Origin of the sequence: Methylocystis sp., assembly GCF_051061285.1 — a bacterium.
GTDB lineage: Bacteria > Pseudomonadota > Alphaproteobacteria > Rhizobiales > Beijerinckiaceae > Methylocystis.
On sequence record NZ_JBPFEA010000018.1, the window covers coordinates 59,038 to 77,276 of the forward strand.

The window sequence follows — 18,239 nt, forward strand, 5'->3', positions numbered from 1 at the left end:
GGGATAGCATAGGCAAGGACGCAGCGGCGATCAGGAACTCAAGCTGGCGGACGCGCCAGGTTGATGGAGCTTGGGTCATTACTGGGGAGGGCTAGGCTTCCTCCACTTTCCCGGGCGTTACCCGCAAGAGCTGGGCGCGTCCCTGTAATGACGCAAACAGCGCCGGGTCCGCGCCCGTCATCCATATCTGCCCGCCGAGCGTTTCAAGCTCCTGAAACAAGGCTTCGCGGCGCTTCGCGTCGAAATGCGCGGCGACTTCGTCGAGCAGCGCCAGCGGCGCCTGTCCGGTCATGGCGCCGATCAGCTTCGCATGCGCCAGGGTCAGTCCCATCAACAGGGCTTTCTGCTCGCCGGTCGAACAGGCCCGAGCCGCCTCGTTCTTCGGGCCGTGGCGCACCGCGAGATCACTCGCCTGCGGACCGATCAGCGTCCGTCCGGCGGCGGCGTCACGGCGTCGGGACGCGGCGAGTTCGCCGCGGTACCACTCCTCCACCACGAGCGCCGGATCGAGCGCCAGCCGTCGCTCCAGCTCGCCCTCGATCGTCACGTCCGCCCAAGGAAAGGGCGAGGCGTCGTCGCGTCCTGCGGCGATCAGCGCGACGAGCCTTGATACGGTCTCGCGCCGCGCCGCGGCCACGGCGACGCCGAGCGCGGCGATCTCCTGCTCGGCGGCGTCGAGCCAGCGCCGGTCGGCGACGCCTTCTTCGAGAAGCCGGTTGCGGTTGCGCAGCGCCCGCTCCAGCCGATTGGCGCGCGCGCCGTGCTCGGCGTCGACGCCGAGCGCCAGCCGATCCAAAAAGCGCCGTCTTTCCCCGGCTGCGCCCGAGAAAAGCCCATCCATCGCCGGCGTGAGCCAGAGCACCCGGACATGATCGGCGAAGGCCCGCGCCGAAGACGCCGGCGCGCGGTCGATGCGAAAAAGGCGTTCGCCTGACGGAGTCAGACCATGGCCGAGCTGGGTCCCCGAGCCGTCGCTGTCGACTTCGATCGAGACGGCGAAACCGCCGGCGCCGCCGCGTCTTGCGCATTCGGCGAGTTCCGCGCGGCGCAGACCGCGGCCCGGCGAGAACAACGACAGCGCTTCAAGCAGATTGGTCTTGCCCGCGCCATTCTCGCCAAAAAGCGCAATGATCGTCGACTCGAAGCGGCAATCGAGCGCCGCATAGGAGCGGAAGTCGCTGAGCGTCAGGCGGCGCACACGCGGCGCGCTTCTTGTTGCAAGGGTCATCATGACGCCGTCGCGTCAAAGCGACGCGGCGCCTTCGCGTGAGCGATCATTGTGGCCGGGAAACGCGGCGGCCCGGCGAGAGGATGGCGTAGCTGTGGGGACCTGTGTAGGAGGTCATCACGGCTTCGATCAAGGGTTCGTCCGATCCTTGCGCCGTTGACCAGTCGACCGTGAAACTGGCGCCGGTGCCGCCGCGAACGTCGTCTTGCGCGATGGTGACCTGCAGTGAGGCGTAAGGCTTCAGATAGATGGGATCATTCAGGTAGCTTTCGATCAACTGACCCGAGCCGTTGCGGTATTCGATCTTTTCGATCGCGAGAATATTCGTCGCCGAGGCGTTGTGGATCGAGAGCGCGCCGGAGAAGTTCAGCCGCGTCACGCCGCCTTGCCCGATAAGCGTCGAATGCAGCGGAATGAGCGTGCGCCCGCGAAGCGCGAGTTTCTCCGCCGGAGCGGCTGTCGTGGCGTCGGGGCTGACGATGACGGGCTGAGCCGACGACAGTGGCGACCGAGCCGGGCACTCCGTGACGAAGGCGCTCACGACGAGAGCGAGCGCAAGAACACGCGGGGCAAGAACACGCGGGGCAAGGCTAAGCGGCATGCGCACACCTTTTCCTTTCGACTCGACATATGCGGCGCCGGCGCACACTAGCATCGCGCTGCGAAAGGTCTAATCGAATGTCATTCGCCGTGGAGGCCGCTTGGAGGCCGACTGTTGGCATGCGCGACGCGGCGTCGCATCGCTGGAGCCTTTTACGGGTTTCGGTGCTCCTGGAGGCCCGCGAAGCCGCGTTTCAACCGGGAGAGGCCGTGCTTGTCGGCGGGGACGCCGGCAAGCGTCGCTCGCGATCTTGTCGTGGAGCGACGAATGATCGCGCAAGCATTCCTTGCGTGCGGAAAGGCTTTCCCGCACGGATGAGCGAAGTCGTTTGGCCTTACGCATAAAATCTGTATTCTCCGCCTGCGGCGATCGGAGTTTTTTCAGTGGCGGGCGTGGGTTGTGCGCGGAGCCTCGAGGCTAAACGCGTCTTGCTGATCGTCGGCGGGGGGATCGCCGCGTATAAGTCGCTTGATCTCGTGCGGCGTCTGCGCGAGCGCGGCGCGCGGGTGCGCGTCGTCATGACGGCGGCGGCCAAGGAGTTCGTGACGCCGCTCGCCTTCGTCAGCCTGGCGAACGAAAAAGTCTACGACGATCTCTTCTCCGCAACCGACGAGCAGGAGATGGGCCATATTCAGCTGTCACGGGACGCTGATCTCATCGTCGTCGCCCCCGCGACGGCGCATCTCCTCGCGCGCGCGGCGCGCGGTCTCTGCGACGATCTGGCGACCACTCTGCTGCTCGCGACCGACAAGCGCGTTCTTTATGCGCCGGCGATGAATGTGCGCATGTGGCTTCACCCCGCAACCCAGCGTAACGTCTCGACGCTGCACGGCGACGGGGCCTGGTTTGTCGGCCCAAACGTCGGCGACATGGCCTGCGGCGAATATGGACCCGGGCGCATGAGCGAGCCGCTGGAGATCGTCCAAGCGATCGAGACCGCGCTGCAGCAGGACACTCGGCTGCCCGCGCCCGAAGGCCTGCTGACGCGCGGCGGCGCGCTCGAAGGGCTGCATGTGGTCGTCACCTCCGGGCCCACCCATGAGCCGATCGATCCGGTTCGCTACATCGCCAATCGTTCCTCAGGGCGGCAGGGGCACGCCATTGCGGCGGCGGCGGCGCGCGCAGGGGCGCGTGTGACGTTGATCTCAGGGCCGGTCGCCCTCTCAGATCCGTCCGGCTGCGAGACCATACATATAGAGAGCGCCCGAGACATGCTGGCCGCCGCAGAGGCCGCGCTTCCGGCGGATATATTCGTCGCCGCGGCGGCTGTCGCCGATTGGCGCGCGGAGCCGGCGGTCGACAAGATCAAGAAAGGCGCGCGCGGCGCGCCAAGCCTGTCGCTTGTCGAAAATCCCGACATTCTTGCGAGCGTCTCACGCGGACCGAACCGTCCGCGCTTGGTCGTCGGCTTTGCTGCGGAAACGCGCGACCTTATCCGCCACGCGCAGGAAAAGCTCGCCCGAAAAGGATGTGATCTCATCGTCGCCAACGACGTCAGCGAGGGGACCGGCGTATTTGGCGGGGCCACGAATGAGGCCCATCTCGTTTCGCGAGGGGGCGTCGAAGACTGGCCGCGGCTTCGCAAGGAAGACGTCGCCGAGCGGCTCGTGGCGCGCCTCGCGCAGATGATCGGCGAAGCGTCATGAAAGTCGCGATCCGCCGACTGCCGAACGGCGATGGTCTGCCGTTCCCGGCCTATGCCAGCGAAGGCGCAGCGGGCCTTGATCTCCACGCCGCGCTAGCGCCGGGGCAAAAGCTGGTGCTGGAGCCGGGGGCCCGCGATCTCATCCCCACAGGGCTCTCGATCGCTCTGCCTCAAGGCTATGAGGGACAGGTTCGCCCGCGATCGGGCCTCGCCGCTGAGCACGGCGTCACCGTGCTCAACGCCCCGGGCACCATCGACAGCGACTACCGCGGCGAGATCAAGACGCTGCTGATCAATCTTGGGGGGCGGCCCTTCGAGATCGTTCGCGGCATGCGCATGGCCCAGCTCGTGATCGCGCCGGTGACGCATGTGACGCTTGAGGAGGTCGACGATCTCGACGCAACGACGCGCGGCGCGGGCGGCTTCGGGTCGACGGGACTGACCGGAGAAGGCGCGTGATGAAGCTCCTGCCGCGCACCGCTCGCTTCGCGCTCATGGCGACGCTCGACGTGGCGCTTCATGCGCGTGGTCGGCCGGTGTCGTCAAAACAGCTCGCCGCGCGTCACGATCTTCCTCCGCGACGATTGGAGACGGTCCTGCAGGCGTTGGTGAGAGCGGGAATTCTCAAAAGCGTAAGAGGGCCAGCGGGGGGCTATGCGCTGGCGCGTGAGAGGCGCCGTCTCTCCGTCGGCGAAATCGTTCGCGTCGCCTTGCGCGCTGAAGAGGAGGAGGAGCCGGACGTGGCGCCGCCGCTGCTCTCGGCGGTGCTGGAGCCGATCATCGCTGAAGCGGAAGAGAGCGCGCTGCGGCAACTGGACGCCGTGACGCTCGACGATCTGCACGCCCGCGCGGTCACGCTTGGTTTTGGAGAAAGGGCGGACGCGAGCGGCGATTTTGAGATATGAAGCGCGCGAGCCGGCGAAGTCGCTGGACTGGCGAGGTGGCGCGCATGACTTATGACACGATTGCAGTCGAGACGCAGGGCCGAGTCGGACTGATCCGTCTCAACCGGCCCGAAGCGCTCAACGCGCTGAACGCGCGGCTCATCGCCGAGCTCGACGACGCGCTCGCGAAGTTTGAATCCGATGACGGCGTCGGCTGCGTCGTCCTCACCGGCTCCGAGAAGGCCTTCGCCGCTGGCGCGGACATCAAGGAGATGCGCGACAAGGGCTTCGTTGACGCCTTTCTCGACGATTTCATCGGACGGTGGGACGTCGTGGCGGGGGCCCGCAAGCCCATTATCGCCGCCGTCTCTGGCTTCGCGCTGGGCGGCGGCTGTGAAATCGCGATGATGTGCGACTTCATTCTCGCGGCGGACACGGCGGTATTCGGCCAGCCGGAAATCAAGCTCGGCGTGATTCCCGGCGCCGGCGGCACGCAGCGGCTGACCCGCGCCGTCGGCAAGGCCAAGGCGATGGATCTCATACTGACGGGTCGGATGATGGGCGCCGAGGAGGCCGAGCGCGCCGGCCTCGTCGCGCGGATTGTCCCGGCCGCCGATCTTCTCGCCGAGGCGATCAAGACGGCCGCGACGATCGCGTCTATGTCGCTTCCCGCGGTTCTCATGGCCAAGGAGGCGGTCAATCGCGCTTTTGAATCGACGCTCGCCGAGGGAATCCGACATGAGCGAGGGCTTTTCTATTCACTTTTCGCCACGGGCGATCAAAAGGAAGGCATGAACGCCTTCGTGGAAAAGCGGAAGCCGACCTTCGCCAATCGATAGGGCGGCCATTGACGAAAGGCGGCCGTCGCGCTTATAAACCACGCCACTTGGCCGCGATTTCGCGGCCGTTTGGTTTTTGGGCGGCATCGCCGTCACTTTCAAGGACACGCAAAGCATGGCCAATACGAGTTCGGCCAAGAAAGCCGTTCGCAAGATCGCCCGCCGCACTTCGGTCAATCGGGCGCGTCGCAGCCGCATGCGCACTTTTGTGCGCAAGGTTGAGGAGGCGATCGCCTCGGGCGACGCCTCGGTGGCGGCGGACGCGCTGCAAAATGCCGTGCCGATCGTGATGCGCGCCGCGCAGCGAGGCGTCATTCACAAGAACACGGCCTCGCGAAAGGTTTCGCGACTGACCGCGCGCGTGAAGGCGCTCGCCGCACAGGCGTAGAAAATTCGCCGCGCGTAACGTGGACGCAGCATTTTTGAAGCCCGGCGAGAGCCGGGCTTTTTTATTGCGCAGGACGGCGACGGCAATTCGTCGCATGAAGCGCAGATGACACGGCCAGGAATTTTTTTTCGCAGCAATAATTCGTGATCATTCAAAATTCTCCCGATTCAATCTCTTGCAATCAAGCTGTCACGAACGGGAAATAGCTCGGGCACTTGACACTATTTTTGGCGCTTGTCCGGCGCGCGGCGGTCGCCCCGACGCGCATGTCACCCGCGGAATTTTAAGAGCGGCGAATCATCGGCTTATCGCCGAAGATGAAGAAAGTTCACGGCGCCGCGCGACAAAAGCCCAATCATTATGACAGATTTAATTGCGAGCGTCGTTGCGCGCGATGGCGCTGACGTGTAGCTTCGAAGGGTCGAACGAAGGGCGGTCGGCGTCAGTTTTTCATGGGCGCGCAATAGGGGGAACGACATGCGTTCCCCGGCGCGGATGGGCCCACAGAGCTAGACGCATTGCCGCCTTCCAGCCGTTCGGCTTGAAAACTCAAGTGATCAGTTCGCAAGGGCGTAGAGTAAATTCCGTTTCCTGCGACGCGTATCAATCCGGGATTCTCGCTGATCCCGGACGAGGGGAGACTTTGCCATGGCGAAGGGGCGGTTGGCCGAGACAGTCCAGGGAGTGCGCAGCGTCAACGATCGCATCAATACGCGGTCGCTCGCGGCGTATTGCGGCGTCTGTGTCACGCAGGAGGCCAACGTCGGCAGATGCGCGCGGCTCGCGATTGGGCCGCCTCCAAGAGTGCTGATTTAGCGCCGTTCGCGGCGGCAATTACTCGATCCAACTAGGTTCCTTTCGATCAGCGCCAGCGGCGAGATTCGCCCGGGGGCTCCCTTTCTGGCGCTCGTTTCGGAAAAAAGGTCTGATATGTCCGATCATAGAGAACAATTGGCAGACGACGGAGTAACCGCTGAAGATCGCTCGAAATGGGACCGAGTCCGACACAGACTGAGGAGCGACCTCGGCGACGCGGTTTACAATTCCTGGTTCACGCGATTGGAGCTCGAGCGTATCGACGGCGGCGCGGTGCATCTGACGGTGCCCACCAAATTCTTGAAAAGCTGGGTGCAGTCGCACTATGCGCCGCGCATCAAGGCGCGCGTCGCGAGCGAATTCTCGAAAGTCGAGCGAGTCGTCATCGACGTACGTTCGCCTATGCGCAAAGCGCGCTCGCGTGAAGACGGCGCAGATCAGGTCGAGTCCAACACGCCGCACTGCGTCGCGCGCGCCGTCGCGTCATTCGCGCCTGCTCTCGAAGCGGCCAACGAAGGAAATGCGCGCCGCGCCGCTCGCCCGATGACCTTGCGTCACGACGCCGACGCATTCGTCGGCTCGCCGCTTGATCGTCGGCTGTCCTTCTCGACCTTTCTCGTCGGGCCATCGAACCAGCTCGCCTACGCGGCCGCCTGCCGTGTTGCGGAGGCGCGCTCCGGCGATCTTCCGATGTTCAATCCGCTCTACGCCCATGCGGCGGTCGGGCTCGGCAAGACGCATCTCCTGCAGGCGCTCGCGCATGCGTCGAACGACAACCGCCGCCATACGATTTATCTGACGGCCGAGCGCTTTATGAGCGGCTTCGTCTCGTCGCTGACCACGCATACGTCGCTGGCGTTCAAGGAGAAGCTGCGCGGAATCGACGTGCTGATCATCGACGACGTTCAGTTTCTCCAAGGCAAATCAATTCAGCAGGAATTTTGCCACACCCTGAATGCGCTGATTGACGCCGGCCGTCAGGTCGTCGTCGCCGCCGACCGGCCGCCGTCGGAGCTCGACACGCTCGATGAGCGCGTGCTGTCGCGATTCAAGGGCGGGCTTTGCGTCGACATCGGCCCGCTGGACGAGTCCTTGCGCATCAAGATCCTCGCCGCGCGCATTGCATCGGCGAAGGAGTCGCAATCCAGTTTCCATGTGCCGCCGGAGGTCATCTCCTACGTCGCGCGGACGATCGCGACCAACGGCCGTGATCTTGAGGGCGCCGTTAATCGGCTTCTCGCCCACGCCACGCTGACCGGCGCGCCGCTGACCGTCGAGACCGCGGAATCGGCCATTCGCGATCTCGTGCGCACACAGGACCCCAAACGCGTCAAGATCGACGACATTCAGAAGCTCGTGGCGAGCCACTACAATATTTCGCGCTCCGATATTCTGTCGTCTCGACGCACCGCCAATGTGGTGCGGCCTCGGCAGATCGCCATGTATCTATCGAAGGTGCTGACGCTGCGCTCGCTGCCGGAGATTGGCCGTAGGTTTGGCGGCCGCGATCACACCACGGTGCTGCACGCGGTGAGGAAAATCGAGGAGCTCGCCGCCAAGGACAAAGGGCTCGCCGAAGTCATCGAACTTCTGAAGCGCATATTGAGCGAGCAGTAGACTGCGGCGCTCGGCGGGGTTCACGCGTCATGCGTGACGCGATCCGCCGGGCGCACGTCGGCGCCGGATCTTTTCATCGTCCGGTCTTCACCGTCGTCCACATTCGGGTGATCAGTTTCTGAACTGTCTGATCGGGCGCCGTGACGGTAAACAGGCGCCGCATGGTGAGGTCGTTTGGATAGACCGACGGATCATTCGCGACCGCCTTGTCAATCAGCGGTCGCGACGGCGCGACGCCATTGGCGAAATTGGTGGCGATCGAATTGCGCGCGGCGATGTCCGGTCGAAGCAGATAGTCGATGAAGAGATAGGCTTCGTCGAGATGGCGCGCATCCTTTGGAATCGCGAGATTGTCCAGCGACAGGAGCGAACCTTCAGTCGGAATCACGTAAGCGATATCGACGTCGGTTCCGGCCTCGCGGGCGCGATTGCGCGCTTGCAGGCTGTCGCCCGACCAACCGATGGCGACGCAAATGTCGCCGTTCGCCAGCGCATTGATATATTCAGAGGAATGAAATTTCTTCACATAGCGGCGCAGACTTCCTAAGAGGGTGGCGGCCCGCGAAAGGTCCTTCGGATTTTTCGAATTCGGATCGAGCTTCAGGTAGTTGAGCGCGATCGCGAACATGTCCTCCGGACTGTCGAGCATGTAGACGCCGCAGTCGGCGAGCTTCTTTAAATTCTCCGGTCGTAGGACCTGATCCCAGCTCGTTATCGGCTTGCCAAGCCGCTCCTGGACCTTCGCGACATCGTAAGCGACGCCCGTCGTGTACCACATGTAGTTGATGGCGTGGCGGTTCCCCGGATCGAAACGCGAAAGTCTGGAGTCGATCTCGGGCCAGACATTGCGCGCGTTGACGAGCTTGCTTCTGTCGATCGGCTGCAGGACGCCGGCTGCGATCTGCCGCTGGAGGAACGTCGCCGACGGCACGACCACATCGTAGCCGGTGTCGCCGGCAAGAAGCCGCGCCTCGAGCATCTCGTTCGAGTCATAGGTGTCGTAAATGACTTTGATTCCGGTCTCTCGGGTGAAGTCCTCGAGCACGCTTGGATCGATGTAATCGCTCCAATTGAAAATGTTGACGACGCGCTCTGCGCCCAGGACGGGCGATGTTGCGGCGACGAGCGTGAGGAGGCATGCGAGAAGAAGCCGTTTCATGCGACAAGCCTGTAGTGGATCAATGGGGCGAACCTATCATGGTTGCGCGCGCTTTGGCGACGCGCCATGCTGGCTTGAGCGGGCGGCACGTCAGCGGAGACAATATGACCGCGATCCTCGTAAAACGCGCGACGGGGCGCGAAAGCCGCGCCGACGTGACCAAATGCGTGGCCCGCGGCGCCCGCCGTTATCTGAGGGCCTGCGGCTTTTCGGTCGTTTGCGAAGCGCCCCTGCCGAACGGCCGACGCGCCGATCTCATCGCGCTCGCTTCCGACGGCGTCCTGCGCATCGTCGAGGTCAAGTCGAGCTACGCCGACTTTCATGCGGATCTTAAATGGCCGCAGTATCGCGGCTTTTGCGATCGGTTCTATTTCGCGATCCCCGCATCGCTCGATCCAGCGATTTTTCCAAACGATGCGGGCTTGATCGTCGCGGACGCCCACGGGGCGCTACTGACGCGCGAGGCGCCGGCTTTCCCCCTCGCGCCCGCGCGTCGACGCTCGATGCTGTTACGCTTCGCGACGATGGCGGCCGACCGTTACTGCCTGCTGGCCTTCGGCGACGAACAGGCGAATTAAAGCCGTCAGCGGGGCGCACGCTTGGCGAGAATGCGTTGCAGGGTCCGGCGGTGCATGTTGAGGCGCCGCGCGGTCTCGGAGACGTTGCGGTCGCAAGACTCGAAAACCCTCTGGATATGCTCCCACCGCACGCGGTCGGCGGACATGGGGTTTTCTTGAGCGTCGGGTTTGTCGACCTGCGTCGCCATCAGCGCGTGATAGATTTCATCGGCGTCGGCGGGCTTCGCCAGATAGTCGAAGGCGCCGAGCTTAACCGCGGTCACCGCAGTCGCGATGTTGCCGTAGCCGGTTAAGATGATTCCGCGCGCGTCGGGACGTGATGTCTTCAGCTTTGAGATGACGTCGAGGCCATTGCCGTCGTCAAGCCGCATGTCGATGATGGCGAACGCCGGCGGGTTCGTCTCAAGGGCGGCAAGACCCTCGGCGACCGTTTCGCAGGGCGTCACCAGAAAGCCGCGGGCCTCCATCGCACGCGTCAATCTGCCAAGAAACGGCTTGTCGTCATCCAGGATCAGCAGTGAACGATCCTGTGGCAGCGTTGGAACTTGCTCAGGTTCCGAGACGCCTTCTCGATCCGCCTTAATTTCTTCGGTCGACATCGCGCGTTTCCAACCCTGATTTTTGTCAAATCTAGCTTATCGCCAGCGTCGCGTCGATTCTATTTGTCCTGTTGGGGAAGCCTTGGCCTGGCCGCGGCGGGCTCGAGCGCGGCGCGCGGCCACGTGATTTTGGCGATTGCGCCGGTGCGCGGCGGAGAAACATTCATTGTTTCGACTGTAGCGCCCGAGCGCTCCAACAGGGTTTTGGCGATGAAGAGGCCGAGGCCAAGCCCTGACTCGGCATCGTTTTTCGTGCGCCGTTCGAGCGGCCGACCCCGCAGATACGGGTCCCCGAGACGATCAAGAATGTCTGGAGAGTAGCCGGGCCCATCGTCCTGAATGGCGATCGTCACGTAGCTTGAACTCCACCAAGCGTCGATCTTCACGCGTGAACGGGCGAAGTCCATCGCGTTTTCGACAAGGTTGCCCAGTCCATAAAGAATCGCTGGATTACGCGCCAGCACCGGCGGGTCCGAGGGCCCATTTTTGGAAATTTCGACCTCGACGCCGATTTCACGCTGCGGCTCAACCACCTCCTGGATCAGCGTGTCGATCGACAGCAGATTCATGACGCTGCTCTGGTCCGTTGCGCCAAGCGAGGCCAGCTTGCCCAGGATCTCCCGACAGCGCGCCGTTTCCTGCGCCAGGAGCGCGAGGTCGTCGCGCAGCGCCGGCGCATTCTCTGGCAGGGAATTCTGCAATTCTTTGATGATCAGCGTAATGGTCGCGAGCGGGGTGCCAAGTTCATGCGCGGCGGCGGCGGCGAGGCCGTCGAGTTGCGAGAGGTGCTGCTCGCGCTCAAGCACCAATTCCGTCGCCGCGAGCGCGTCGGCCAGGAGTCGCGCCTCGTCCGACACCCGCGCGGCGTAGATGCCGATGAACGCCGCGCTGAGCGCGAGCGCGGCCCAGACGCCGGTGCGGTAGAGGAGGGGGAACGTCAGCTTTTCGTCGGCATGCCAGGGCAAAGGATAATATTCGACCGTGAGCACCGTCGCGACCGCGATCATGACGATGCCGAGCAGCAGCGTCAGGTTGCTTGGCAGCGAAACCGCCGAGATGATCACCGGCGTCAAAAACAACATCGCGAAGCTATTCGTCAGGCCGCCGGTGAGATAGAGCAGAAATCCCAGCTGGATGATGTCGTAACCCAGCAGCACGGCGGCCTCGACGTCGCCGAGGCGGAAACTGCGCGGCGTGCCAAAGCGCATGCCGATGTTGAGCGTCGCCGAGGCCGTGATGAAGACGAAGCAGAGGCCGACGGGAAAATCGAATCCCAGTACGAAATAGACGCCGATACATGCCGCCGCCTGACCGGTGATGGCCACCCAGCGGAGCATGAGCAGCGTCTCCATGCGCAGGCGCCGGGCGTCATAATCATATTCGACGGTTGTCATTTCAGTAATTCCATGGAGCGCTGCATTTGGCGCGCGTCACAATCCCACGCCGCGCGACGCGCGCCAGATGCGCCACTGTCGCCGCAGCGGCGAGGGTTCGCCAAGCGGCCGAAACGGATCGTAGTCGCTTCGCGCCAGCCGCTCCAGATAAAGTGGAGCGGTGGCGCACGGGAGCAGCGCGGCGCGGGCGGGTCCGAGATCGACGGCCAGCCGGCGCGCCTGCTCATAGTGGGACTGCGCCAGCGCGTCCAATTTCTTCACGATCGGACCAAGCTCGCTGCGCCGGCCTGAGGGGTCGCCGTCACGCGCGAAGGCCTCGTCCGGCAGGAATTTCTCCTGTTGGGGAACCTCGGGAAGAGCGCGCAAGATTCGCGTGAGGCCGAGCGCGACTCCCGCCTCTTCGAAAGCCCCCGCCGACGGCGCTTGAAGATCTGCGCCGAGAATTCGCGCCGCCCAGCGAATCGGGGCCGACGCCGTAGCGCGGCAATAGTCTTCGAGCGCCGTCCAAGTCGGCATCGCATCGTCGTAGAGATCAAAGATATGCGCCTGCGCCAGCGCGACGAATTCGTCGCGGGGCAGGGAGAATCGCTCGATCGTGTCGATCAGCGCATCGGCCAGGGGATTGGCGCGCACGCCTTCGCCTTGCGCGGCGTCGGCCTCCAGCGCGTCGACCCACCACTGCAGCCGCATTTCGCCGAGCAGCGGTTGCGTGACCTTGCCGCTGACGTCCGCCATTTCCTGGGCGAAGGCGTAGAGCGCATGAATGTGCGGGCGCGCGTCCCGGGGGGCAAAGAGGCAGGCGAGCCAGAGGTCGCGATCACGCGCGCGCAGCAGTTCCTCGCATTGCACATAATGCTCCTGCGAGGCGGCGGTCATGATGTCACACGGCGATCAGCAACGCGCCGACTCGCCGATTCTCGTCGACGAGCACATTGTAGGTCCGCACGGCGGCTCCCGTCGCCATGGTTTCGCAACCGACGCCCGCCGCGCGCAGCTTGGCGCGCAGGCCGCCGGCAAGCGGCAGCAAATCCTTCCCGGTGCCGACGACAAACACGTCGAGGCCGCCGCTTTCGGAAAGCGCGCTATCGATCATAGAGTCGTCGATCTCCGCGGCGCTGGTCAGAGGCACGGCGCGCACGCCGGAGGGCAGCGCGAGAATAGAGCCGCGGTGGGACATGTCGGCGAAGCGGAAGCCGCCGCCGCCATAGTCATCGATTTTGTGACGGCCGGGAACATAGCCGCCGGACCCGCCCGTCAAGCCGGCCTCGTCTTGGCGCGTTTGCCGGACGCCGTCCGAGAGGGCGCGGGCGTCTTTTCAGCGGACTTCGTCGGCGCGGAGACCGGCGCTTCCGCAACGTCCTCGCGCGCGGAAACTGCTGCGTCGGCCTTGCGCTCCGTCTCGTGCTTCTGCGCCGCCTTGTCGGCGCCTTCATTGCGCAGCCCGAGATAGATCAACATCGGCGAGCAGATGAAGATTGACGAGTAGGTCGCGACGAAAATGCCCCAAATCATCGCGACCGAGAACGAACGGATCACTTGGCCGCCGAAGGCGACGAGCGCGAACAGCGCAAGCATCACCGTCGTCGCGGTCATGATCGTGCGCGGCAGGACCGCGTTGATCGACATGTCGACCATCTGCGCTGTCGGCAGTTTCTTGTATTTGCGCATGTTCTCGCGAATTCGGTCGAGCACCACCACGGTTTCGTTCAGCGAGTAGCCGACGATGGTCAAGATCGCGGCGATCGATGTGGTGTTGAATTCGAGCTGCGTGATCGAGAAAAAGCCGACGGTGAGCAGCAGATCGTGCATCGTCGCGATCACGGCCCCGATCGCGAATTGCCATTCGAAGCGGAACCAAAGATAGGTCAGCACCGCGATGATCGACAGCACGACGCCGAGCGTGCCGGACTGCACCAATTCGTTTGAGACGCGCGGGCCGACGACCTCGACGCGGCGCAAATCATAATATCCGCCGACGGCGCCACGCACGCGCTCCACCGCCGCCTGCTGGGCGACGTCGCCGCCCGGCTGCAGACCGAAGCGCAATGTGGCGTCTGCCGGATTCCCGAACGCCTGCACCTCGATGTCGCCCAGCTGGAGGCCTTCGCCAAGCGTGCGCAGCGTGCCGACTTCCGCGGCGCCGGATTTCGCGCGCAGTTCGATCACCGTGCCGCCGGCGAAGTCGATGCCGAAATTCATGCCCTTGAAGACGAAGAGGGCGACCGCGATCAGCGACAGCACGGCCGAGAATGGATAGCTCACGCGGCGGAACCGCATGAACGGGAACTTGGTGTTCTCCGGCGCGAGGCGCAGAAGTTTCATAAATGTCGCCCCTTCAGATCGGCAGTTTTGTCGGCCGCGCGTAATGATACCAGACGGCGATCATCATGCGCGTCATGGTCACCGCGGTGACGATGGTCGTCAGAATGCCGAGCGCAAGCGACACGGCGAAGCCGCGCACCGGTCCCGAGCCAAGAAAATAGAGGATCGCCGCCGCAACGAACATGGTGACGTTGGAGTCGACGATGGTCGCGAAGGCGCGCGTGAAGCCCGCGTCGAGCGAGGCGAGGATGGAGCGCCCGGCGTGATTCTCCTCGCGTATGCGCTCGTAGATCAGCACGTTCGAATCGACCGCCATGCCGATCGTCAGCACGATTCCCGCGATGCCCGGCAGCGTCAACGTCGAGCCGAGCAGCACGAGTCCGGCGAAAATGAAGGCGATGTGCACAAACAGCGCGAGATTGGCGAAGACGCCAAAGACGCCGTAGGTGACGAGCATGTAGACGACGACGAGGCCCGCGCCGACATAGGCGGCGCGTTTGCCGGCGTCGATCGAGTCCTGGCCGAGGCCCGGACCGACGGTGCGCTCTTCGACGATGTTGAGCTTCGCCGGCAGCGCGCCGGCGCGCAGCAGGATCGCAAGGTTGTTCGCCTGTTCGACGGTGAAGCGCCCGGAAATCTGGCCGGAGCCGCCGGTGATCGGCGTCAAGATCCGCGGCGCGGAAATGATCTTGTTGTCGAGGATGATCGCGAACAGGCGCCCGACGTTCTTGGAGGTCACTTCGCCGAAGGCCTGGGCGCCGCGGATGTTGAAGCGAAAATTGACGACCGGCTCGCCGCTTCTTTGCTGGTCGAATCCCGGCTGCGCGTCCGTCAGATCCTCGCCCTTGACCATCACCTGCTTCTCGACGCCGAGCTTGCCTTCCTGTTCGACCTGATCGAGCTCCTCGACTTCCGACGGATTTTGGCCCGGATCGGCGACGAGGCGGAATTCGAGCTTCGCGGTTTTGCCGAGGATTTCCTTGAGCGTTTCAGGGTCCTGAAGGCCCGGCACCTGCACCAGCACGCGGTCGTCGCCCTGACGCTGAATGCTCGGCTCGCGCGTGCCGAGGGCGTCGACGCGCCGCCGAATGACTTCGATCGATTGCTCTACGGCCTTGCGCGACTTGTCCGTGATGCCCGCGTCGGTGACGGTCACGCGGATGAGGCCGTCCGGCGACGCCTCGACGTCGAGCGGCGAAGGCCCGCCCATGAGAGCGCCGCTGAAGCTGTTGCGCAGCTGCCGCAATTTTGGAAGGACTTTCTCGCGATCCGCGGGGTCGGCGACGCGCACCTGTACGCCGCGGGCAGTCGTTCCGATGCCGCCGGTGATGGCGACCTTTTCTTCGCGCAGGATTCGGCGCACGTCATCGCGCAGATTTTTCACCTGCGTGCTGATGAGATCCGCCTGATCCACTTCGAGCGTCACATGCGAGCCGCCCTGCAGGTCGAGGCCGAGCACGATGGTCGGAGGCGTAAGCCAGGCGGGCAGGCGCGACTTCAGCTCTTCATAATGGGACGGCGACAACATGCTCGGCGCGACGACAAGCACCGCGGCGACAGTCATCGCCACAATGGCGAGAAATTTCCAGGTCGAGAATCGCAGCATTGTCCTGCTATCGGCTAGTGATCGAAAGGACCCGCGTCAGCTCTGTGAGCCGGATCCGGCGTCTCCGGGCTTGTCGCCCGCCTTGCCGTTGCCGGTCTTGACGTCGCTCGACTTGGTCTCACCAGACTTCGCCGACTTTCCGCCGCCTTTGGCCCCGCCAGTCTTGGCCGTCGGCGGCGTCTCCTCTCTTACGGGTTCGCCCTTGGCGCGCACTTCGGCGACGGCCGTGCGCAGCATGCGCACCCGCACGTTGGGCGCGATCTCGACCTCGATTTCAGCGTCGTCGATGGATTTCGTCACCTTGGCGACGATTCCGCTCGTGGTGACGAGCGTGTCCCCGCGTCGGACGTTGCGCAGCTGCGCGAGCTGCTCCTTCTCGCGTCGGGAGCGCGGGCGGATCACCAAGATGTAGACGATGCCCATCACCACGAAGATGGGAATAAGCTGCCCGAGCATCTCCGGCATGGTCGGAGGTTGATGCTCTTCGGGCTGCGTCTCGACGGTTTGACCCGTCTGGGTGGCGGTTGGCGGATGTGGCGGAGTTGGCGACGTCGGCGTGGAAGGCGCCGTCGGCTGGGCCGGCGGGCTCGTAGGCGTCTCGGCGGCAGGTGGTGAGGGCGTCTGGGCTTGGGCCAAAGCGTCCGGGATCAGCTTCATCGCGAAAATCTCTTTAAAGGGCTCGGAGCCCGACGCGGATTATTTCCAAGCGCCGAACGGGCGCGGACTATAGCCGCTCACTTCACGAAAGCAATGGCGCGCGGCCGACTTCAGGCGATGCGCGCGCATAAGCGCGAGCAACCGAATATGCGGCCACGCACAGTCCTTCGCCGCTGGAGAGCATAGTCAGTGTAAGGCGCCTTAAGGGCGCTTTCGCGAAGCCGCTTACTTGCGGCGCCGGAGAGGGATCGCTCGCAAATTATAGAAACGACTCCACATAGAGCTGTGGGGTCATGCCTCAGTCCAAGCCTCCCGCCGATCCGCGGACTGTGCTGAGCCATTCAATGGAAGGTGGAGTCATGTCAGCTTTCAAGAACATTTCTCTGGTCGCGGCGCTCATCGGCGCGCTGGCGATGCCCGTTACGGCCGGCGCCGCTGGAGGCGGGCATGGCGGCGGTGGCCAAGGCGGCGGCGGCGGCCATGGCGGCGGCGGCCATGGTGGGGGTGGCCAAGGCGGCGGCGGCCAAGGCGGCGGCGGCTGGGGCGGCGGCGGCCATGGTCCCCACGGCGGCTGGGGCGGCGGCGGCGGTCACCACGGCGGCTGGGGCGGCGGCGGTCACCACGGCGGCGGACGCTGGTGGCGCGGACGCTGGTGGGATTACGGCGTGGGCAGTTGCTGGCGCTGGCATCCCTACCGCCAGGCCTGGATATGGGTCTGCGGCTAACTAACGAAGGACGCTTATGCGCGAAGTTGCTGCGCTAGGCCGCGCAGGAACTTAAGACAGGCGGCCAGCTCGGCGATGTCGATAAATTCGTCGGGCTGGTGCGCCTGGTCGATGCGGCCAGGGCCGCAGACGACCGCAGCTACGCCCGCGCGCTGAAACTGACCGGCTTCGGTCGCATAAGGGACGGCGATCGTCGCATTGCGCCTGGCGAGCCGCAGCGTCAGGGTCTCCGCCTCGGAGCCCGGCTGCGGCGCGAGCCCCGGCACCTGATTCTCGATCGTGGTCTCGACGCCGGCGTCGGGAAAGCCGACGAAAAACGTCTGCCTCAGCTCCTCGCAATAGTTTTCCAGCCGGTCGTAGGCGAAATTCGCCGGCGCGCCGGGCAACGCTCGAAACTCCCATTGGAATTCGCAGTCCTTGGCGACGATATTGCGCGCCGTTCCGCCGTGAATCACGCCGACGTGAATGGTCGAGAAGGGCGGATCGAAACGCCCGCTCGGATCGCCTGCCGCGCGCAACTCCTCGCCGAGGCGCTCCAGCTCGCACACGAGTTTGCAGGCGACATGCACGGCGCTGACGCCGCGATGCAGATTCGCCGAATGGATCTCGAACCCGCGCACGCGCGTCACATAGGTGGCGACGCTCTTATGCGCGTCGGCGACCTCCATCGACGTCGGTTCGCCGACGATCACGGCTGATGGAAGCGGCAGGTCGGCCCCGAACCGCGCGATGACGTCGAGAGGACCGAGACAGGTGGTCTCCTCGTCATAGCTCAAGAGTATGTGGATCGGGCGAGACAGCCGCGCCGCCTTGAATTCAGGAATCATCGCGAGACAGGCGGCGTCGAACCCCTTCATGTCCACCGCGCCACGCCCATAGAGTCGCGTCGCGTCGCGTCGTAGCGTGAACGGGTCGGCGCTCCAGGCTTGCCCGGCGACCGGCACGACATCTGTGTGGCCGGACAGGAGCACGCCGCCGTCAGCGTCGGGGCCGATCGTGACGAAGAGGGCGGCCTTGTCGCCGGAAGCGTTCGGCGCACGCACGAAGCGCACCTCCTGTTCGCGCAGGTAAGCTTCGACGAAATCAATCAGCGGCAGATTGGATTTGGAGCTCACCGTGTCAAAAGCGACCAATCGGGAGAGCAGGTCGATCGCGTCTTCCAGGCGCTCCATCTCGCCGGC

At 64.4% G+C, this 18,239-nt stretch carries 19 protein-coding genes; 8 read left to right on the top strand and 11 right to left on the bottom strand.

Annotated features, from left to right (window positions below; all coding sequences use genetic code 11):
• Positions 1–91 precede the first annotated feature (91 nt).
• Together recF and ACR65T_RS06380 are read right to left on the bottom strand one after the other, a co-directional pair.
• Positions 92–1,231 carry a DNA replication/repair protein RecF gene (gene recF, locus ACR65T_RS06375; RefSeq protein WP_434495692.1) on the bottom strand — a complete coding sequence of 380 codons (1,140 nt, stop codon included), beginning with the start codon at positions 1,229–1,231 and terminating at the stop codon, positions 92–94.
• A 43-nt stretch (positions 1,232–1,274) separates the two neighbouring features.
• Positions 1,275–1,829 (bottom strand): DUF3124 domain-containing protein, encoded by a 555-nt coding sequence (locus ACR65T_RS06380; protein ID WP_434495693.1) that lies wholly within the window; start codon positions 1,827–1,829, stop codon positions 1,275–1,277.
• A gap of 428 nt (positions 1,830–2,257) precedes the next feature.
• Between ACR65T_RS06380 and coaBC the strand changes: the two genes are divergently transcribed.
• The 6 genes from coaBC (at position 2,258) to dnaA (ending at position 8,018) form a co-directional block, all read left to right on the top strand.
• Positions 2,258–3,475, top strand: coding sequence for a bifunctional phosphopantothenoylcysteine decarboxylase/phosphopantothenate--cysteine ligase CoaBC (gene coaBC, locus ACR65T_RS06385; protein ID WP_434495694.1), 1,218 nt, complete (start codon positions 2,258–2,260; stop codon positions 3,473–3,475).
• A complete protein-coding gene (gene dut / locus ACR65T_RS06390; protein ID WP_434495695.1) occupies positions 3,472–3,933 on the top strand; it encodes a dUTP diphosphatase in 462 nt (153 codons plus the stop codon). Before coaBC ends, dut begins: the two co-directional genes overlap by 4 nt.
• The gene (locus ACR65T_RS06395) at positions 3,933–4,379 is read left to right on the top strand and encodes an RrF2 family transcriptional regulator (protein ID WP_434495729.1); all 447 of its coding nucleotides are present in this window, start codon (positions 3,933–3,935) and stop codon (positions 4,377–4,379) included. The genes dut and ACR65T_RS06395 overlap by 1 nt, the downstream gene beginning before the upstream one ends.
• A 44-nt stretch (positions 4,380–4,423) precedes the next feature.
• Positions 4,424–5,197 (top strand): enoyl-CoA hydratase, encoded by a 774-nt coding sequence (locus ACR65T_RS06400; protein ID WP_434495696.1) that lies wholly within the window; start codon positions 4,424–4,426, stop codon positions 5,195–5,197.
• Between the two features lie 115 nt (positions 5,198–5,312).
• Positions 5,313–5,585 carry a 30S ribosomal protein S20 gene (rpsT, locus tag ACR65T_RS06405; RefSeq protein WP_014893140.1) on the top strand — a complete coding sequence of 91 codons (273 nt, stop codon included), beginning with the start codon at positions 5,313–5,315 and terminating at the stop codon, positions 5,583–5,585.
• Positions 5,586–6,515: 930 nt separating this feature from the next.
• Positions 6,516–8,018, top strand: a complete 1,503-nt coding sequence (gene dnaA / locus ACR65T_RS06410; RefSeq protein WP_434495697.1) for a chromosomal replication initiator protein DnaA — start codon at positions 6,516–6,518, stop codon at positions 8,016–8,018.
• 73 nt (positions 8,019–8,091) lie between these two features.
• Here the strand turns inward: dnaA and ACR65T_RS06415 are convergent, their stop codons facing one another.
• Positions 8,092–9,177: a polyamine ABC transporter substrate-binding protein gene (locus tag ACR65T_RS06415; protein ID WP_434495698.1), complete on the bottom strand. Its 1,086-nt coding sequence runs from the start codon at positions 9,175–9,177 to the stop codon at positions 8,092–8,094.
• Between the two features lie 104 nt (positions 9,178–9,281).
• Between ACR65T_RS06415 and ACR65T_RS06420 the strand changes: the two genes are divergently transcribed.
• A complete protein-coding gene (locus ACR65T_RS06420; RefSeq protein ID WP_434495699.1) occupies positions 9,282–9,755 on the top strand; it encodes an MmcB family DNA repair protein in 474 nt (157 codons plus the stop codon).
• 5 nt (positions 9,756–9,760) lie between these two features.
• On the opposite strand, the gene ACR65T_RS06425 is transcribed toward ACR65T_RS06420, so the two are convergent.
• The 7 genes from ACR65T_RS06425 to yajC are packed head-to-tail and all read right to left on the bottom strand — an operon-like array spanning position 9,761 to position 16,333.
• On the bottom strand, positions 9,761–10,354 hold the full coding sequence (locus ACR65T_RS06425) for an ActR/PrrA/RegA family redox response regulator transcription factor (protein WP_434495700.1): 594 nt from the start codon (positions 10,352–10,354) through the stop codon (positions 9,761–9,763).
• 59 nt (positions 10,355–10,413) lie between these two features.
• Complete coding sequence (locus tag ACR65T_RS06430; RefSeq protein ID WP_434495701.1) at positions 10,414–11,748, bottom strand: ActS/PrrB/RegB family redox-sensitive histidine kinase; 1,335 nt, start codon at positions 11,746–11,748, stop codon at positions 10,414–10,416.
• 36 nt (positions 11,749–11,784) lie between these two features.
• Positions 11,785–12,624, bottom strand: coding sequence for a phytoene/squalene synthase family protein (locus tag ACR65T_RS06435; RefSeq protein ID WP_434495702.1), 840 nt, complete (start codon positions 12,622–12,624; stop codon positions 11,785–11,787).
• A gap of 4 nt (positions 12,625–12,628) precedes the next feature.
• Positions 12,629–13,006, bottom strand: coding sequence for an Mth938-like domain-containing protein (locus ACR65T_RS06440; RefSeq protein ID WP_123176343.1), 378 nt, complete (start codon positions 13,004–13,006; stop codon positions 12,629–12,631).
• Positions 13,003–14,070, bottom strand: coding sequence for a protein translocase subunit SecF (secF, locus tag ACR65T_RS06445; protein ID WP_434495703.1), 1,068 nt, complete (start codon positions 14,068–14,070; stop codon positions 13,003–13,005). Before secF ends, ACR65T_RS06440 begins: the two co-directional genes overlap by 4 nt.
• A 13-nt stretch (positions 14,071–14,083) precedes the next feature.
• A complete protein-coding gene (gene secD, locus ACR65T_RS06450; protein ID WP_434495704.1) occupies positions 14,084–15,676 on the bottom strand; it encodes a protein translocase subunit SecD in 1,593 nt (530 codons plus the stop codon).
• Positions 15,677–15,712: 36 nt separating this feature from the next.
• The gene (gene yajC / locus ACR65T_RS06455) at positions 15,713–16,333 is read right to left on the bottom strand and encodes a preprotein translocase subunit YajC (RefSeq protein WP_434495705.1); all 621 of its coding nucleotides are present in this window, start codon (positions 16,331–16,333) and stop codon (positions 15,713–15,715) included.
• Between the two features lie 359 nt (positions 16,334–16,692).
• Between yajC and ACR65T_RS06460 the strand changes: the two genes are divergently transcribed.
• The gene (locus tag ACR65T_RS06460) at positions 16,693–17,058 is read left to right on the top strand and encodes a hypothetical protein (protein ID WP_434495706.1); all 366 of its coding nucleotides are present in this window, start codon (positions 16,693–16,695) and stop codon (positions 17,056–17,058) included.
• A 14-nt stretch (positions 17,059–17,072) separates the two neighbouring features.
• Here the strand turns inward: ACR65T_RS06460 and argE are convergent, their stop codons facing one another.
• Positions 17,073–18,230 (bottom strand): acetylornithine deacetylase, encoded by a 1,158-nt coding sequence (gene argE / locus ACR65T_RS06465; RefSeq protein ID WP_434495707.1) that lies wholly within the window; start codon positions 18,228–18,230, stop codon positions 17,073–17,075.
• Between the last annotated feature and the right edge of the window lie 9 nt (positions 18,231–18,239).

Coding starts and splice junctions, on each gene's coding strand:
- recF (WP_434495692.1), bottom strand. CDS start 1,231: ATGATGACCCTTGCAACAAGAAGCGCGCCGCGTGTGCGCCGCCTGACG.
- ACR65T_RS06380 (WP_434495693.1), bottom strand. CDS start 1,829: ATGCCGCTTAGCCTTGCCCCGCGTGTTCTTGCCCCGCGTGTTCTTGCG.
- dut (WP_434495695.1), top strand. CDS start 3,472: ATGAAAGTCGCGATCCGCCGACTGCCGAACGGCGATGGTCTGCCGTTC.
- ACR65T_RS06395 (WP_434495729.1), top strand. CDS start 3,933: ATGAAGCTCCTGCCGCGCACCGCTCGCTTCGCGCTCATGGCGACGCTC.
- ACR65T_RS06400 (WP_434495696.1), top strand. CDS start 4,424: ATGACTTATGACACGATTGCAGTCGAGACGCAGGGCCGAGTCGGACTG.
- rpsT (WP_014893140.1), top strand. CDS start 5,313: ATGGCCAATACGAGTTCGGCCAAGAAAGCCGTTCGCAAGATCGCCCGC.
- dnaA (WP_434495697.1), top strand. CDS start 6,516: ATGTCCGATCATAGAGAACAATTGGCAGACGACGGAGTAACCGCTGAA.
- ACR65T_RS06415 (WP_434495698.1), bottom strand. CDS start 9,177: ATGAAACGGCTTCTTCTCGCATGCCTCCTCACGCTCGTCGCCGCAACA.
- ACR65T_RS06420 (WP_434495699.1), top strand. CDS start 9,282: ATGACCGCGATCCTCGTAAAACGCGCGACGGGGCGCGAAAGCCGCGCC.
- ACR65T_RS06425 (WP_434495700.1), bottom strand. CDS start 10,354: ATGTCGACCGAAGAAATTAAGGCGGATCGAGAAGGCGTCTCGGAACCT.
- ACR65T_RS06430 (WP_434495701.1), bottom strand. CDS start 11,748: ATGACAACCGTCGAATATGATTATGACGCCCGGCGCCTGCGCATGGAG.
- ACR65T_RS06435 (WP_434495702.1), bottom strand. CDS start 12,624: ATGACCGCCGCCTCGCAGGAGCATTATGTGCAATGCGAGGAACTGCTG.
- secF (WP_434495703.1), bottom strand. CDS start 14,070: ATGAAACTTCTGCGCCTCGCGCCGGAGAACACCAAGTTCCCGTTCATG.
- secD (WP_434495704.1), bottom strand. CDS start 15,676: ATGCTGCGATTCTCGACCTGGAAATTTCTCGCCATTGTGGCGATGACT.
- yajC (WP_434495705.1), bottom strand. CDS start 16,333: ATGAAGCTGATCCCGGACGCTTTGGCCCAAGCCCAGACGCCCTCACCA.
- ACR65T_RS06460 (WP_434495706.1), top strand. CDS start 16,693: ATGTCAGCTTTCAAGAACATTTCTCTGGTCGCGGCGCTCATCGGCGCG.
- argE (WP_434495707.1), bottom strand. CDS start 18,230: ATGGAGCGCCTGGAAGACGCGATCGACCTGCTCTCCCGATTGGTCGCT.